This window comes from Gemmatimonas aurantiaca T-27 (genome assembly GCF_000010305.1).
Taxonomy (GTDB): domain Bacteria; phylum Gemmatimonadota; class Gemmatimonadetes; order Gemmatimonadales; family Gemmatimonadaceae; genus Gemmatimonas; species Gemmatimonas aurantiaca.
In genome coordinates, this window is the sequence record NC_012489.1 from 2,491,953 (window position 1) to 2,506,832 (window position 14,880).

Consider the following 14,880-nt stretch of genomic DNA (forward strand, 5'->3'; position numbering starts at 1 on the left):
ATATCACGGTGACCGGCGGAAGCGCAGCTATCTTTCGGAGACCATGAACGCCTCCCCCACCCTCACTCCCCCTACACGCAACTGGTTGCGTGCTGGTGCCTCGGCGCCGGCCCCCCGCCGTCAGCGCAGTGTCTGGGTACGTGTGCTGGTGGCCCTGACCAGTACCACGGCGGTGTTTGCGACAGCCGGTGTAGTGGCCGCGGCGGCCGTGATTCCTCCCGTTGGCGCACGTCGTACGGCCCGCGACGCCGCGCTACGGGAGATCGGCGCCCAAGTGGGGACCGGCGAGCAGATTGTCGCACAGGCGTTTGCCTCACAACGCCGCTGGACGGACATGTGGCGCGAATCGTTCGGGGTGGTGGTGGCCACCGATCGCCGGCTGCTGTACGTGGGGGCTCCTCCCACCCCGCTGCTCAAGCCCCGGGATGACGGCCCCCTCGAACTGCTCGTGGAGAGTTATCCCTACGACGCGGCGTTCACTCTCGAGCCCCGCACGATCTGGCGTGGTCGGGGACGGGGTCTCGTGTTGCGCACACCGGCCGCGCAAGTCGACTTCATTGTCGACGACCGCAGTTGGGTCAGCGCCCAGCGTGTCGCGGTGGCCAGCGCCAAGGCCCGCGGGGTGGTATCGCGTGAGATCGAACAACTCGATGCGACCTTGCGCGCGCCGGCGCCAGTCGCAGCGGAGTACGTCTTCCACGTCGTGCGGCGTGGGGAAACGCTGACCGGACTGGCCAGGCGTTTTGGCACATCACCGGATGTCCTGCGCCAACTCAATCAACTCTCGCAGGACGGCATTCGGGTCGGGCAGCGACTGCGGGTGCCCAAGGTCGACGTGGAAGATTCCACGGCAACGCCGTAACACGAGCGTCGCAGCAGAACGCGAAGGGGGAACGGCCCGGTGTGGAGTCTCGAAACTCGCGACTCACCACCAGCCGTTCCCCGGTATTCGCGATCAGCAGATCGTTACCAGCCGAGCACCAATGCAAACACCAGCGGCGCGACAATACTCGCATCGCTCTCGATGATGTACTTCGGCGTTTCGATGCCGAGTTTGCCCCACGTGATCTTTTCGTTCGGCACCGCGCCGGAATACGAACCATACGACGTGGTCGAATCGCTGATCTGGCAGAAGTAGCCCCACAGCGGCACTTCCGTGCGCTGCAGATCCTGATGCAGCATCGGCACCACGCAGATCGGGAAGTCGCCCGCGATGCCGCCGCCGATCTGGAAGAAGCCCAGCGACGCCGTCTTCGTGACTTCGGTGTAGTGCTCCGCGAGATACATCATGTACTCGATGCCACTGCGCACCGTGTGCACGTTCTTGATGTTGCCATCGATCACGTGCGACGCGAAGATGTTGCCCGTGGTCGAGTCTTCCCAGCCCGGCACGATGATGGGCAGGTTCTTCTGCGCCGCGGCCAGCATCCACGAGTTCTTCGGATCGATCTGGTAATACTGCTCGAGCTTCCCGCTCAGCAGGATGCGATACATGAACTCGTGCGGGAAATACCGCTCCCCCTTCTGGTCGGCCGCCGTCCATTCATCGAGGATGGCCTTCTCGATGCGCCGGATCGCTTCCGCTTCGGGAATGCAGGTGTCCGTCACACGATTGAAGTGACGCTCGAGCAGTCCCTGCTCCTGTTCCGGCGTCAGGTCGCGGTAGTTGGGAACCCGCTCGTAGTGATCGTGTGCGACGAGGTTGTAGATGTCCTCCTCGAGATTCGCACCGGTACAGGTGATGGCGTGCACCTTGTCCTGGCGGATCATCTCCGCGAGGGACAGGCCAAGCTCCGCCGTGCTCATCGCACCGGCGAGCGTCACCATCATCTTGCCACCCTGGTCGAGGTGGCGGACATATGCATCACTGGCATCGATCAATGCCGCGGCATTGAAGTGCCGGTAGTGATGACGGAGAAACGCCGAAACCGGCGCAGCAGAAGACTGGGTCATGATGGGATTCGGTATCAGGATCGGGCGTCTTGTGCCCCCAATCTAATCGTGCGGCCCATCGCCGCCGACGCACGGTCAGCGGCGATCGTTCGCTCGAAAACTGCCCGCTGTACTGCGCCGCATACCCAGCCACGCCGCCCCCACCGCCAACGCGATGGCCACGGCGTTGAATCCGACCACACTCGCGCCCACCGCCAGCACCACGCAGAGCACCGCCGCGATGCGGGCGCCGGCCGCCTCGGTTTCCCGTTGCTGAGGCCCCTGCAGCAGATCGGCCGCCCGTGCCCCACCCCACCCGAGGCCGGTGGCTTCACCCTGCACCACCAAGTCGCTGGCGACGCCCATACCGGGCGTACGGGGAGTGAACGCCCGCCCGTCCCGGATGCCTTCGAATCCGGCGCCGGGTGTGTACATCACGCTGTTGGCCGCCGCGCTGGGGGCACCGGCCAGGTCCGCCGCATCGGAACGCACTTCGGGAGCGTCCGTCAGGAGAGACAACCCGAACCGGACCGGCAGCAGGGCCGCTCCATCCCGCTCGTTCCGCACAATGCCGGCGGAAGACATCGTCCAGTCCACCCCGGTGTCCGTGCGTCCGCGCTGTGGCGAGGACTCGGCTGCCTGATCCGGGCCGCCGCGCGCGCCATCCAGCAACGCCTGCACCAGACGACGTGCCCCTGGCGCCACGGCAATGCTCGACCGCTGCCAGAGACGCAGGGCCTCGGCCGGATCATGGCGACGGAGGGCGGCCAGCAGGGCGGCCAGTCCCACCGAGGGCGTTGGCCGCATCACCGTACTGGCCTCCAGGTGCCGGGTGGCATCGAGCAATTGACCGATCAGGGTACGCGCCGCGTGCGCCTGCTCCGGTGTGCAACTGCCCATCAGTGTGCCGCCCGCCGAAAGCGCGCGCATGAGTACCCGCATATCGGCGGTGGGAAGCCCCTCGGGACGCCGCACCAGGCGCGCCCCCAATGACGCGAAGGCATGCTCCACCAGGTCGCCACCGTCGGTGGGTGACCAGCGCACGGATTCATCCACTGCGGCGGCATCGATCTCGTCGTCCAGACCCGGCCCAGCCGCGCGGGTCGTGTCGCGGGGCGTGGTACGGCTGATCGGTTCGTCGTCGGCGGGCAGGTCGATGAACGACACCACCGACGCAAACCCCTCATCGTCGGCGGAGATCGTTTCGCGGGACTCGCGGCGTGCGCGATCGGTGGCCACGGTGCGCAGCACCGCCCGCGCCCATCCGACGGCCGGGTGATCGACAAATTGCTGCTGAACCGCCGCAACGATCTCGCTGGCGTCACTGAGATGCCCCTGGCGGGCCAGCACCACCGCCTGCTGCAAACGCAGCACCGGGTCCTCAGGCGCCGCGTCGAGGGCGTTGGTGAGGGCGGCCCGCGCACCGGACCAGTCTCCCGTCATGGCGCGGGTGACCGATTGCAGATAGCGCAGCGCGAGCGAGGTGGGTCGCAGGTCCAACCCTTCGCTGGCCACCCGTTCGCCTTCGCCAGGCAACCCCAGCACGGTCAGGGCTCCGGCGCGGAGGTACCACCCCTCCTCACTGCGCTGAGCGCCGCTCCAAACATCGTCGAGCGCCGCCAGCGCGTCCCCCGGGAGTTGACGCAGCAAGGCGGTCCGTGCCTGCGCGAGCCCCATCGCGGTGGCCCCACGCGGAAGGGGTTCGCGCGTCTCGAGCAGATCCGCCGTCTCGAACAGCGCATCCAGCGGAAGCCCACTGCGCGACAGCGGTCCGTCTGTCCCGATCCGTTCGGTCGATACCGTCGGGGTAACCCGAACAACCGCGCGTGCGCCTCCGACCGGCCGCGTAGACGTGGCCGGTGTAATCGGTGTGCCCCGAAGGCCGGGGACGCCGTTCACGTTGGAGGACATGCAGAGGAGTATCGGCGGATGGGGCCCGTTCCTGCACCCCCGCCGACGGTTTGGAGCGGGGTCTAGAGCAGCGCTTCGATCAGCGCCGACTCCTCATCGACCCGGACATACCCCCCGACTTCGTTCAGCCAGCGGTAGGCGCTCCCGTCGCGATCCAGGGCCAACTGGCGGCGGGTCACGCTGTGCTCGTACACCCGGAGCTCCCCCACATCCACCGGCCCTTCCACGAACCCCACGAACCAAAACGCCGCTGCCGCTTCAGACGCGGCCGTGCCGAACACAGCGGCCAAGGCCTTCTGCAGAGGCGACCAGTCGGGTGGCTGGTACTGGGGGAAGATGTCGGAATCATTCATGATCTGTCCGCAGGACGCCCCGAAAAATCGGGCGTCACGGATCGTCACAGGGAAGGCCGCCCGCGTTCACAAGTGGCAGTGACGCGCATCGCAAATGGCGCGGGCGCACCGATCTTCGTGTATAGCCAGGCGCCGCCGCCGATGCGACGACCGCAGAGCGACAACGACTATGGCTGACGCGAACGGAGGTGATTCCGCACAAACCGTTGCGTGTCGGCCAGCGATTCCCGCGCCTCGGGCAGCACTCCGGAAAAGAACTGCCACACATGCGGCACGCGGGGCCAGAGCCGGAGCTCCACGTCGACGCCAACGGCACGCGCGTATTCGGTCAGACGCACGGAATCATCGCGCAATACTTCGTCGGTGCTGGCATGCACCAGCATGGGCGGAAAGCCGGAGAAGTCTCCGTACAACGGCGACACATAGGGAGACCGTGGGTCCGCCTCGCCGAGATAGAACGCCGCCGCTCGTCGGATGGTGACGGCCGCGAACATCGCACAGCGATCACTGTTCTCTTCGAGCGACGCGCCGGTGGCTGCCAGATCCGTCCACGGCGAGTAAGTCACGATCGCCGCCGGCAACGGCCAGCCGCGATCCCGCGCGGCCAGCAGCATCGCCAACGCCAGCCCTCCCCCTGCGGAATCTCCGGCCACGATCAATCGGGACGGGTCGACCTGCCGCTGTTCGAGGAGATAGCGGTACGCCCCCAAGGCATCGTCGAGCGCATACGGATATTGGTGCTCAGGTGCCAGTCGGTACGCCGGCACAAAGACCTGCGCCTCCAACCGCTGCGCCAACGCGCCGGCGAGCGAACGATGCGTCTCCGGCGAGCAACCAATGAAGCCTCCCCCATGCAGATACAGCACGGTCGGCCCTTGCGCCTGGGCATAGGTGGCGCCTTCGAGGCGTTCACCGCCAACCCACGTGTGCTGGGGTGGCAGGTGCGCATACCGGGCACCGGTGGCGCGCGCCATCAGGCGCCGCGCCACGCGTGGGCGGCCCATGTTGGTGCGCACCCACTGCGGATCAATCGGACGCAGCGCGTGCGGGCGCATGCGCACCCGCACGAGACGTTCAACCCAGAAAGACTGCCAACTCGCCGCCATGATCAATCATACCCACATGGCCGCAGAGGTTCACGAAACACTCCCGCAGACGTGCCTCAGACGCCGACCTGCTTCTCCACGCGATCCCGATAGTGGCGGCTCAGACGCAGGCGGGTGCCGTCTTCGAGAATCACCACATAGTCACCGGAGAACCACTGCTGCATCTCGCGCACCCGATTGAGGTTCACGATCGTGGAGCGGTGAATGCGCGCAAACACACGCGGATCGAGCGTCTCTTCGAGATGACTGATCCGCTCGCGGATCGTGTGCGCCTGCTTGCCCACGTGCAACCGCACGTAGTTCCGGTCCGCTTCGATCCAGTCGATTTCGGTGGTCTTCACGAAGAACATCCGGCCATCCTGTTTCACCAGGATGCGGCTGGCATACCGTCCGGCTCCGCCGCCCTGCGTGCTCGTAGCACCGGCCGTCGGCGCCGGCGCGAGCGCCGTGCCGCCACTGCCGGCTCCGCCCAGACCCAGCGCACCACCGAGGGTGCTGCCCAGCAACGACGTCGCGTTGTCGCTGTTGCCATCGGCCAGACGACGCACCGTTTCCAGCAACTCACCCAGCCGTTCGGCAGCGACGGCGTGCGCACGCTGGCGACGCGCCTTGTCGAACGCCGAACGGAAACGATCCGCGTCCACCGGCTTGAGCACGTAGTCCACGGCGTGGACGTCGAAGGCCCGCTGCGCATGTTCATCGTAGGCGGTGATGAACAGGACCATCGGCACATGGCCGCCCTCGAGTTCGCGCAACACGCCAAACCCGTCCAGGCCAGGCATCTGCACATCGAGGCAGACCAGATCCGGCTGCAACTCGCGAATCAGCCCGACGGCCTCGTGGCCACTCTCTGCCTCGCCCACCACTTCCACATCCGCCTCGTTCTGCAGCAGGCGCCGCACACGCTGACGGGCCAATGCCTCGTCATCGACGATCAGGACTCGAACGCTCACCTTCTTCCCTCCGGTTGACTGGTCGGCATCACCACGAAAATGCGCTGAGAGGTCCGATGGGCCGGTGATGCCTGACCGGGCCGCCGCGCAGAATTGCACCTGATTCGGGGGAATGACCTCCTCGATCGGGCACACGCGGGACTCGCGCTCGGCGGACCCCTCCGTGTCGTACTACGTTGCCCGATCGGCGCGGGTTCCAGCTCCGCTGGTATTCTCACCGTCCGCCCCGGCCGGCATCGACCCCGCTTGCCAGACCGTACACGACGTCGCTGCTTCCCTATATGGCTTCTCCCACTCAGCCGTTGACGATTGCCGACGAAGGCCTGCGCCTCCGTCGGGTGACTCGCATTCTGTTTGCCGCCGTCTGGATCATCCCGGCGGTGCTCGCGTCCCTGCAGATGACGCTGGTGGGCGATGCCTCGGGTGCCCACTACGGCATCGGCACCGCCCTGATCTGGCAAGGCTCCACCTGGCTGCTGTGGAGCCTGTGGTCGCAACTGATCCTGACGCTCGTCGACCGGGTGAAGCTCGACACCGCTCGCCTGCTGCCGTGGCTGACCGTGCACATCGTCGCCAGCGCGCTGGTGTGCATCATCGACGTGTTTGTCATCGCCTGGCTCGACCACGTCTTTGGCGCGGTGGGTCAGGTGACCAGCTACGCCTTCACGCTGCGGGTCGTGCTGGTCAACCACCTCGACTTCCAGGTGGTGCTGTACTGGGCCGTATTGGGCGCCGCCTACATGGTGGAGTTCGTGCGCCGCTACCGTGAGCGCGATCGCGCCGCCACCGAACTCGAACAGAAGCTCGCGCGGACCCAACTCGAAGCCCTGCGCATGCAGCTCAATCCGCACTTCCTGTTCAACGCCCTCAACTCGGTGGCCGAGCTGATGGAGATGGACGTGCGGGAAGCCCAGCGCACGCTCACCCGCGTCAGCGATCTGCTGCGCCTGTCGTTGCGTTCGGCCGGCCAGCCGATGATTCCCGTCTGGCAGGAGATCGAGCTCGTGGAGCTCTATCTGCAGATCGCGCGCGTGCGGTACGGCGCCGGCCTCGAAGCCGACATCACGGTCGACCCGTCCATTGTCGACGACATGGTGCCCAGCTTCCTGATGCAGCCGCTGGTGGAAAACGCCCTCAAGCACGGATTGGCACCGGGTCATCGGGATCAATGCATTGAGGTCAGGGTGGGACGGCAGGGGAGCACGATCGAGATCGTAGTGCAAGACAACGGCAAGGGTCTGGATGGTTTACTGACCACGAGCGGCAGATTTCTTGCCGCGGTCCCTTCGGTGGACGGGCTCGGGATCGGTCTCACGAATACCCGATCCCGCCTCACCATGCTCTATGGCGACCGGTATGCGTTTCGTATGAGCAACCTGCCCACCGGCGGATGTCGCGTGGAAATCCGGTTGCCGATGGAGCCGCGCTAGCGGAGTTCGAGACTCCGGAGCAGCGACGCCAGCCCGGCCTGCCACACCAGCGGTTGCCCGGGCAGATCGTTGCGCGGAGTCCGGAGCAGCGTACGAATATCGTCGTCGCGCAGGAGCGCCTGTGCATCGATCGCGCTGAGCAACAAGGGCGTGCGCTTCACCCACAGCCCTTCGGCGGCAATGCGCACCGCCTTGCCCTGCCCGTCCACCACGGCCCCGGTCAACTGAATCACGCTCACCGGGGTTTCCAGGGACGTCAGCCACGGCAACGACGCTTCATGGGCGGCGCCCAATGTGACGTACTTGCTGCCAGTGATCCCCCGCTGGCGCGGCAGATACTGGCCAATCTCCAGGGTGATGACCACGGCATGGGTGGCCTGCGCACTGTCGAGACGCTGCCGCAGCGCGGCCTTCCATGCTGGCGACGGATTGGCGACCGCCAACCGATGGAAGGTGCCCTGCCGGCCGAGCGTTTCGCCGGGATCGAGGACGTCGCACTCCTGCTGGTTCAGCGACGGGCACCCGAACTGCACATCGGGCGGCGTCAGCCCGTCGCCTCGGAGCGGCGCGACCACCGCGCCAGCAGCGAGCGAATCGAGATGCTGCTGCATCGCGGTCAACAACTGCTGCAGCGGCGCATCGCTGGCCGCCGCCCCAGGTTCCATGAACGCGGGCTGTGTGGCGCCGGCCTGCCAGGCGAGGGGCAACACCACCACCGCCCCCCGGTGCGCGGGAAGCGACTTGCCGGCCACCCATGGCGCTCCGCGCAGCATCTTGTCGCCCACACCGCTGCCCACGGTGGCACCGGTGGATCCTGCACCACTCGCACACGCCATGACCCCCAACGGGGCCGCCATGCGCAATAATGTCTTCAAGGGACGTGACAACATGACCACCTCGGGGTAATTCGTATCGGTCATCGCGCCATCGAGCAGGTCGACGTCAGCGATCAGGTGTCGTGCCATACCCGTGCAGCAGCAGTGCGGTCACGCGAGTCCGACTTTCCGGCAGTCCGTCGTCATCCGACCTTTCGCCACATTCCCAATGACATCCGACGCATCCTCCCGTAGTGCCACGCCGATCGCCGCCGCCATCCTCGCCCTGGGCGTGCTGGCGGGAGGATTTCTGATCGGCAATGGGTTCGCCCGCATGCGCACCGCCGACCGTACGGTGTCCGTGAAAGGCGTGTCGGAACGGGAAGCGCAGGCCGATCTGGCCATCTGGCCGTTGCGCCTCGTCGCCACCGACGACGACCTGGCGCGTGCCAATGCGTCGCTCGAGCGCAACGTCGAACAGGTGCGTGCTTTCTTGAAGCAACACGGGCTCGATTCGGCCGGCACGGAAATCACGATGCAGGAGTTCTCCGTGCAGGACGGTCGCACCATGGGCGGTTACGGCAACAGCGCGCGCTATGTCATCCGGCAAACCCTCGTCGTGCGTTCCACGCGCGTGGACGTGGTGCAGGCCGCGAGTCAGCGCGTACCGGAGCTGGTGCGCAACGGCGTGGTCCTGTCGTCGGGTCAGGAATACGGCGGTGGCGGACCGACGTTTGTCTTCACCAAGCTCAACGACCTCAAGCCGGCCATGATCGCCGAAGCCACGGCCCGGGCCCGCGAAGGGGCCGAGCAGTTCGCCAAGGATTCCAAGAGCTCACTCAGCGGCATTCGCACAGCGAGTCAGGGCGTCTTCGAGATTCTCCCCCGCGACCAGGCCATGGGTATCAGCGAGGAAAGTCAGGTGGTCAAGCGCGTACGGGTGGTGACGACCGTGGTGTACGGTCTCGATCGTTGAGTGCACGACGCACCGCTTCCCTGAGGGTGCTGGCATTGAACGGCTTGCTGATCAGCGCGGTGCCCCGCTCCAGTTCATCCTGCACCGCCTGCACGTCGCCATAGCCGGACATGAGCAGGACCGGGATGCCGGGGGCGCGTCGACGGACCGCCCCCGCGAGTTCCACGCCGCTCGTCCTCGGCATCACCACGTCGCTGAGGATGAGATCGAAGGCGCCATTGTGCGCCTCGAACAGCTCCAGCGCTTCCCCGCCGTCACGCGCCACGTGCAGTTCGTAGCCATCACTGGCGAGCACCCGCTCCACCACCGCGCGGACCGCCTGTTCATCGTCCACCACGAGGACACGCTCGACGGTCTTGGTGACAGGCAGGGCGATGTCGGATGGTTCTTCTCCATTCTCCGACAATGCCGCCGGCAGGTAGATCCGGAACTCCGTTCCCTTCCCGAGCTGCGTCTCCACGGCGATGTGACCGTGCGCTTCCTGCACGATGCCAAACGCCGAGGACAATCCAAGGCCGGTGCCTTTGCCCACCGGCTTGGTGGTGAAAAACGGCTCGAAGATGCGTGACAGCACGTCTTCAGCAATGCCCATTCCCTGATCCCGCACTGCCAGCACCACCCACCGCCCCGGGGCGATATCGACCCCCTGATCCCGGTGCATGGATGCCAGGTTCACAAAGCCCGTACGCACCGTGATGCTGCCGCCATCCGGCATGGCATCACGCGCATTGGTGGTCAGGTTGAGCAGCACCTGCTCCAACTGCCCAGGGTCGATCACCACCGCCGGAAGGTCCGGCATACAGCGGGTGGTCAGGGTGACGGTCTGGGGCAGCAGACGGGTGAGCATCGATGCCATCGAGCCAATCAAGGCGCCGGCATCCACCACGCGGGGTTGCATGACCTGCTTGCGGCCAAACGCGAGCAACTGTGCGGTGAGTTCCGCGGCCCGCGTGGTGGCCATGTGCATTTCGGTCAGCAAAGGCTCGGAGGCACTGACCGTACCCGGACGTTGCATCAGCATTTCGCAGTTGGCACGGATGACCGTGAGCAAATTGTTGAAATCGTGTGCGATGCCACCAGCCAACACGCCGACGGCTTCCATCTTCTGTGCCTGGTGCAACTGGGTCTCGCGCACCGCGAGCGCTTCGAGTGCGCGGCGACGCTCGGTGATGTCCGCGAAGTACACCGCGAGCCCGTGTCGCGCCGGAACCACGCGCATCATGAACCAACGTTGTGCTTCGGGTACCATCGCTTCGATCTCGAGCGACTGGTGCGTCACCGCCGCCTGACGCAACGCGGACTCGAATGGCGTATGCACCATGCGCGGCAGCACGCTCCACAGGTCCTGACCGATGACCTGGTCCCGGTCGATACAGAGCGCTGCCGCGCCCGCTTCGTTCATGAAGCTCACGCGCCATTCCCGGTCGATCGCTGCCGCCCCTTCCAGCATGTGGTCGAGAATGTCGGCGGTACGTTCCGGCAATCCTTCCGCCTGCGCGCACCCTTCGGACGACCGTCCGCGGCGTTCCTGGTAGCCGAGTTCCGCCCGCAGTTCGATTTCGCACACGGCGACGCGCGCCAGATCCGCCAGGATCGCTTCCTCGAACGATGTCCATTCACGCGGCGTGTGCGTGATGGCACACAGAGCGCCCAGGGTGTGACCGTCCGACGTCGTCAGCGGAATTCCCAGATAGCCCACGACGCCCGTCTCGTCGATGGACGGGTTGGTGCACACCAGCGGATGCACGCGGGCGTCCGGAATGCGCAACACCGACTGCGAGGCCACGACATGCTTGCAGAACGAATGCGACAGCGGCGATGTCATGCACAACGTCAGGTCACCGAGTGGTCCGCCGACCCCACGCGCCAATTGTTCACGGTCACCCACCAGCGACACCAGCACCATGGGCACGTCGATCGCGCGGGCGGCGGCGCGCGTCAGGTGCTCATAGGGTTCTGAAGGATAGGTGCGAGGCACGATCGCATCCTGCATCCATTGCAGTCGGGCGCGATTGGTCAGTGCAGCGGTCAGGCAGGAATTCATGGTCATGCGGGAAAGGACATCGTGCCTTCCAATCCTGCATCGGCGGCGCGCCACGACATCATGGACAAGACGACAGGCGCCGGGAAAGGTTGCACCCGATACCTTTGCAGCATGTTGCTTTCCCGCTATCTCGCTCGACTGGGCTACGGCTCGCGCAAGCAGGTGGACATCCTCATTCGGCAGCACCGTGTCACGACCCGCGACGGGGTCGCTCTTCGTGACGGTGAATGCCCCCCGCATGACACGCTCGCGGTGGACGGGGAACCCCTCGACCCACCGGAAGGCGCCGTCGTGCTGTTGCACAAGCCGCTGGGCTATGTGTGCTCCACCAATGATCGGCCGCCGATCGTGTATGAGTTGCTGCCGTCGCGGTTCCTGTCGCGATCACCCGTCATGGCCACGGTCGGACGGCTGGACGCCGACACCAGTGGGCTACTGCTGCTGACCGATGATGGCGCGCTCAATCATCGCATCACGTCACCACGCACCCACGTGCCGAAGACGTACCGGGTCACACTCGCCGAGTCGTTGCACGGCGATGAAGCCGCCCAGTTTGCGAGCGGCACGCTGATGCTCAAGGGCGAAGACGCACCCCTGCGCCCGGCCACGCTCTTTGTACACGACGCAAGGACCGTCGACCTGTCACTCGTGGAGGGACGGTACCATCAGGTCCGGCGCATGTTCGCCGCCACCGGCAATCATGTCGTGACACTGCAGCGCATCGCGCTCGGATCACTCACCCTCGAAGGGCTCGCCGAGGGGGAGTGGCGCGTACTCAGTGCCGCGGAGGTGGAGACGCTGCGTCTCGCGGCTCGGCGATCAGGCGGCGAAGCGCCGGACGCAGGGTGACCGGCCCCACCGGACCCATCACCGTATGGCGCACCACGCCCTGCTTGTCGAGCAGCAAACTGGTGGGATAGCCCCGCACGCCACCGAAGGCCCGTACCACCTCGTCGGACACGATCGCCACCGGATAGGTGATGCCACGCTCGGCGAGGAACGCGTCCACGGTGCGCGCCGGCCCACGATCCACCGACAACCCCAGCACCACCACACTGTCGGACGCGTAGGCCTCAGCGAGCTGTTGCAGCAACGGCATCTCGGCCCGACATGGTGGGCACCAGGTGGCCCAGATGTTCACCAGGACCACGCGCCCGCGCAGACTGTCCGGTGTAAGCAGGCCCCCAGCGCGCGTCGTGATCGCATACGAGGGCTGGCGACGCTCTTTGGCGCGGGCCCCCACCAACGCCTCCACGTGCGGCCAGCACCGGGGCGCTGCCCAGAGCAGTACTGCGGCAAACACCAGATTCGACCACGACGCCCATGCTGGCCAACGGCGGCGGACAGATGGGTCGGTCGCGGCCTTGTCAGAGGGTGGCCCGCCGGAGGCGGCAAGGCGCTCCGGATCATCGGTCATGAACGAACCGCGCCCAACACCTTGAAGCGCCGTCCATCGTGGGCCGTCCGCACTTCTCCGAAGCGCGCATCGATCAGGCGCTCATACGGCAACGTGCGATTGGCCACGATGTACAGGCGTCCGCCCGGTGCGAGGGTCCGCCAGGCGTCGTCGATGAATGCCCGCGGCACGGTCAGATCGATGGACTTGCCGACATGGAACGGGGGGTTCGACACCACCACATCGAAAGCCTGATCTTCCACCGCAGACGCCACGTCGCTGGCCAGAACGCGCACGTCCGGTACACCGGCCTCCCGTGCCGTGCGCTGCGCACCACGCACCGCATCCGCGTCGGCGTCGGCCAACACGGCCGGCACTCCCGAGCGTATCGACGCGACCACCCCCAGTGCGCCGGCCCCGCAGCCCAGGTCCAGCACCCGGTCTCCACGACGGATGTTCATCACGTCAGCCAGCAGCACCGTGGCTTCGTCGAGATGCTCCCACGAAAACACGCCCGGCCGGGTGAACTGGCGGAAGGCCAATGCCGGGTTGCCATTCCCGGCGAACTGCACCGGCACGGCGTGAAAGTGTCCGAGGTCGAGCCAGGGGAGCGCGAAGATGGCGTGGTCGCCCGCCCGGTCATGGCGCTTCACCGCTCGCACCATGCGATGCCCGCTGTGTTGGGCCTCCACGGTGGCTTCACCGAATACGGCCTGCAACAATTTGGCAGCCGATTTGGCGCCTTCGTCGTTGGCCCCCGCGAGCAGACAGACACCACCCACCGCCAGCATCCGAAATGCCTCCGCCACGGCGAGCTGCACGCCGATTCGGTCGGTGGGGATACGAATGGTGACCAGGGCGACACTGCCGTCGGCCACGCCATCGACGGCCGCGTTGACTGTGGCGTTGACTGTGGCGTTGACTGTGACGTTGCCGATGACCTGGTCCGCGCCGCTGGTGGTGCTGGTGCTGGTGCTGGTGCTGATCGCCGGCCGCGCGGGTTGAGATCCCGGAATGGCGGCATGGCGCACGATCACGGCGGGGTCGTCGATACCCGAGAGGGCCAGCGTGCGGGCCGTAGCAGCCACGTGGAGGGCGTAACGGTCGCAAGCCAAGACCTGATAGCCCTGCCGGGCTGCCAAGGCCGCAGAGAGCCCCAGGCCAGCGTGCAGGTGTACCGACCGGGGCGCGCCGTTCAGGGATGGCACCGACACGGGCTCGTGAACGGCCACCCAGTGGGCGAGCATGGCGGCCGCTGGGTCGTAGGCGCCGTGGGCCTGTGCGCCGGCTTTGGTGGCCACGGTGATATCGATGTCACCGATTCGGACCGGTGCCGACAGCCACTGATGGTAGGTGCTCATAAAGGGATTCCTGGCGTCACACCGACCGAAACGCGAAACGGCACCACCGAAGTGATGCCGTCGCAAACCTGCGTACTGCGTATGACCAAAAACTTGCAACAGTGGGCCTGGGAGGAGTTGAACCTCCGACCTCACGCTTATCAGGCGTGCGCTCTAACCACCTGAGCTACAGGCCCGGGGAACGCAACGGCTCGCGAACGAGATCGTTACGTCGATCCACCAGAGCCGCATAATGTAGCTTCGGCTCATCCATCAGACAAGGGCGTTGGGGAACGGATTCCCCGTTACTGCACCAGCTCAGGCGTCGGGATCATCCTCGTCGCCGTATCCGCCATCGTAGTCATCGAGGTCCTCGTCGTCGTCGTCATCCTCGTCCTCATCGTCATCGAGGTCTTCGTCGTCGTCGAGGTCATCAAGGTCATCGTCGTCGAGGTCGTCGTCATCGTCGTCGAAATCGACGTCGTCATCCTCGTCGGTTTCATCTTCGTCCAAACCTTCGTCATCGAAATCCTCGTCGTCGTCATCCGCCGCAAGCGCGAACAGGGATGACGGCACCTTCTCTTCGAGCGCGTCCAGCGACGACGACCCGAACAACTCCAACAT

Annotated in this window: 14 protein-coding genes and 1 tRNA gene; 4 read left to right on the forward strand and 11 right to left on the reverse strand. The window is 66.0% G+C overall.

Going from position 1 to position 14,880, the window contains the following annotated elements; translation table 11 throughout:
- Nucleotides 1–43 precede the first annotated feature (43 nt).
- Nucleotides 44–862 carry a LysM peptidoglycan-binding domain-containing protein gene (locus GAU_RS10975; protein ID WP_012683619.1) on the forward strand — a complete coding sequence of 273 codons (819 nt, stop codon included), beginning with the start codon at nucleotides 44–46 and terminating at the stop codon, nucleotides 860–862.
- Nucleotides 863–966: 104 nt separating this feature from the next.
- Here the strand turns inward: GAU_RS10975 and GAU_RS10980 are convergent, their stop codons facing one another.
- From GAU_RS10980 to GAU_RS11000, 5 genes are all read right to left on the reverse strand, one after another.
- Entirely contained in the window at nucleotides 967–1,953 is a 987-nt protein-coding gene (locus tag GAU_RS10980; RefSeq protein ID WP_012683620.1) for a deoxyhypusine synthase family protein, read from the reverse strand.
- Between the two features lie 75 nt (nucleotides 1,954–2,028).
- Entirely contained in the window at nucleotides 2,029–3,843 is a 1,815-nt protein-coding gene (locus GAU_RS10985; RefSeq protein WP_012683621.1) for a tetratricopeptide repeat protein, read from the reverse strand.
- A 62-nt stretch (nucleotides 3,844–3,905) separates the two neighbouring features.
- Nucleotides 3,906–4,196 carry a hypothetical protein gene (locus tag GAU_RS10990; RefSeq protein WP_156798995.1) on the reverse strand — a complete coding sequence of 97 codons (291 nt, stop codon included), beginning with the start codon at nucleotides 4,194–4,196 and terminating at the stop codon, nucleotides 3,906–3,908.
- 167 nt (nucleotides 4,197–4,363) lie between these two features.
- Nucleotides 4,364–5,302: an alpha/beta hydrolase gene (locus GAU_RS10995; protein WP_012683623.1), complete on the reverse strand. Its 939-nt coding sequence runs from the start codon at nucleotides 5,300–5,302 to the stop codon at nucleotides 4,364–4,366.
- A gap of 56 nt (nucleotides 5,303–5,358) precedes the next feature.
- A complete protein-coding gene (locus tag GAU_RS11000) occupies nucleotides 5,359–6,255 on the reverse strand; it encodes a LytR/AlgR family response regulator transcription factor (RefSeq protein ID WP_012683624.1) in 897 nt (298 codons plus the stop codon).
- A gap of 281 nt (nucleotides 6,256–6,536) precedes the next feature.
- Between GAU_RS11000 and GAU_RS11005 the strand changes: the two genes are divergently transcribed.
- Complete coding sequence (locus GAU_RS11005; protein ID WP_041265464.1) at nucleotides 6,537–7,685, forward strand: sensor histidine kinase; 1,149 nt, start codon at nucleotides 6,537–6,539, stop codon at nucleotides 7,683–7,685.
- Here the strand turns inward: GAU_RS11005 and GAU_RS11010 are convergent.
- On the reverse strand, nucleotides 7,682–8,650 hold the full coding sequence (locus GAU_RS11010) for a hypothetical protein (protein WP_012683626.1): 969 nt from the start codon (nucleotides 8,648–8,650) through the stop codon (nucleotides 7,682–7,684). The two genes, GAU_RS11005 and GAU_RS11010, sit on opposite strands and share 4 nt — an antisense overlap.
- 79 nt (nucleotides 8,651–8,729) lie before the next feature.
- Between GAU_RS11010 and GAU_RS11015 the strand changes: the two genes are divergently transcribed.
- Complete coding sequence (locus GAU_RS11015; RefSeq protein WP_012683627.1) at nucleotides 8,730–9,476, forward strand: SIMPL domain-containing protein; 747 nt, start codon at nucleotides 8,730–8,732, stop codon at nucleotides 9,474–9,476.
- Here GAU_RS11015 and GAU_RS20850 read toward each other — a convergent pair.
- The gene (locus tag GAU_RS20850; RefSeq protein WP_012683628.1) at nucleotides 9,427–11,526 is read right to left on the reverse strand and encodes a response regulator; all 2,100 of its coding nucleotides are present in this window, start codon (nucleotides 11,524–11,526) and stop codon (nucleotides 9,427–9,429) included. The two genes, GAU_RS11015 and GAU_RS20850, sit on opposite strands and share 50 nt — an antisense overlap.
- 105 nt (nucleotides 11,527–11,631) lie before the next feature.
- Between GAU_RS20850 and GAU_RS11025 the strand changes: the two genes are divergently transcribed.
- The gene (locus GAU_RS11025; RefSeq protein WP_012683629.1) at nucleotides 11,632–12,369 is read left to right on the forward strand and encodes a pseudouridine synthase; all 738 of its coding nucleotides are present in this window, start codon (nucleotides 11,632–11,634) and stop codon (nucleotides 12,367–12,369) included.
- Here the strand turns inward: GAU_RS11025 and GAU_RS20855 are convergent.
- The 4 genes from GAU_RS20855 to GAU_RS22615 all read right to left on the reverse strand — a co-directional run bounded on the left by GAU_RS20855 (nucleotide 12,296) and on the right by GAU_RS22615 (nucleotide 14,880).
- Nucleotides 12,296–12,937 carry a TlpA family protein disulfide reductase gene (locus GAU_RS20855; RefSeq protein WP_052574383.1) on the reverse strand — a complete coding sequence of 214 codons (642 nt, stop codon included), beginning with the start codon at nucleotides 12,935–12,937 and terminating at the stop codon, nucleotides 12,296–12,298. The two genes, GAU_RS11025 and GAU_RS20855, sit on opposite strands and share 74 nt — an antisense overlap.
- Nucleotides 12,934–14,277 carry a methyltransferase gene (locus GAU_RS20860; protein WP_012683631.1) on the reverse strand — a complete coding sequence of 448 codons (1,344 nt, stop codon included), beginning with the start codon at nucleotides 14,275–14,277 and terminating at the stop codon, nucleotides 12,934–12,936. The genes GAU_RS20855 and GAU_RS20860 overlap by 4 nt, the downstream gene beginning before the upstream one ends.
- A gap of 102 nt (nucleotides 14,278–14,379) precedes the next feature.
- Nucleotides 14,380–14,453 (reverse strand) — tRNA-Ile (locus tag GAU_RS11040).
- Nucleotides 14,454–14,574: 121 nt separating this feature from the next.
- Nucleotides 14,575–14,880 carry a hypothetical protein gene (locus tag GAU_RS22615; protein WP_012683632.1) on the reverse strand — a complete coding sequence of 102 codons (306 nt, stop codon included), beginning with the start codon at nucleotides 14,878–14,880 and terminating at the stop codon, nucleotides 14,575–14,577.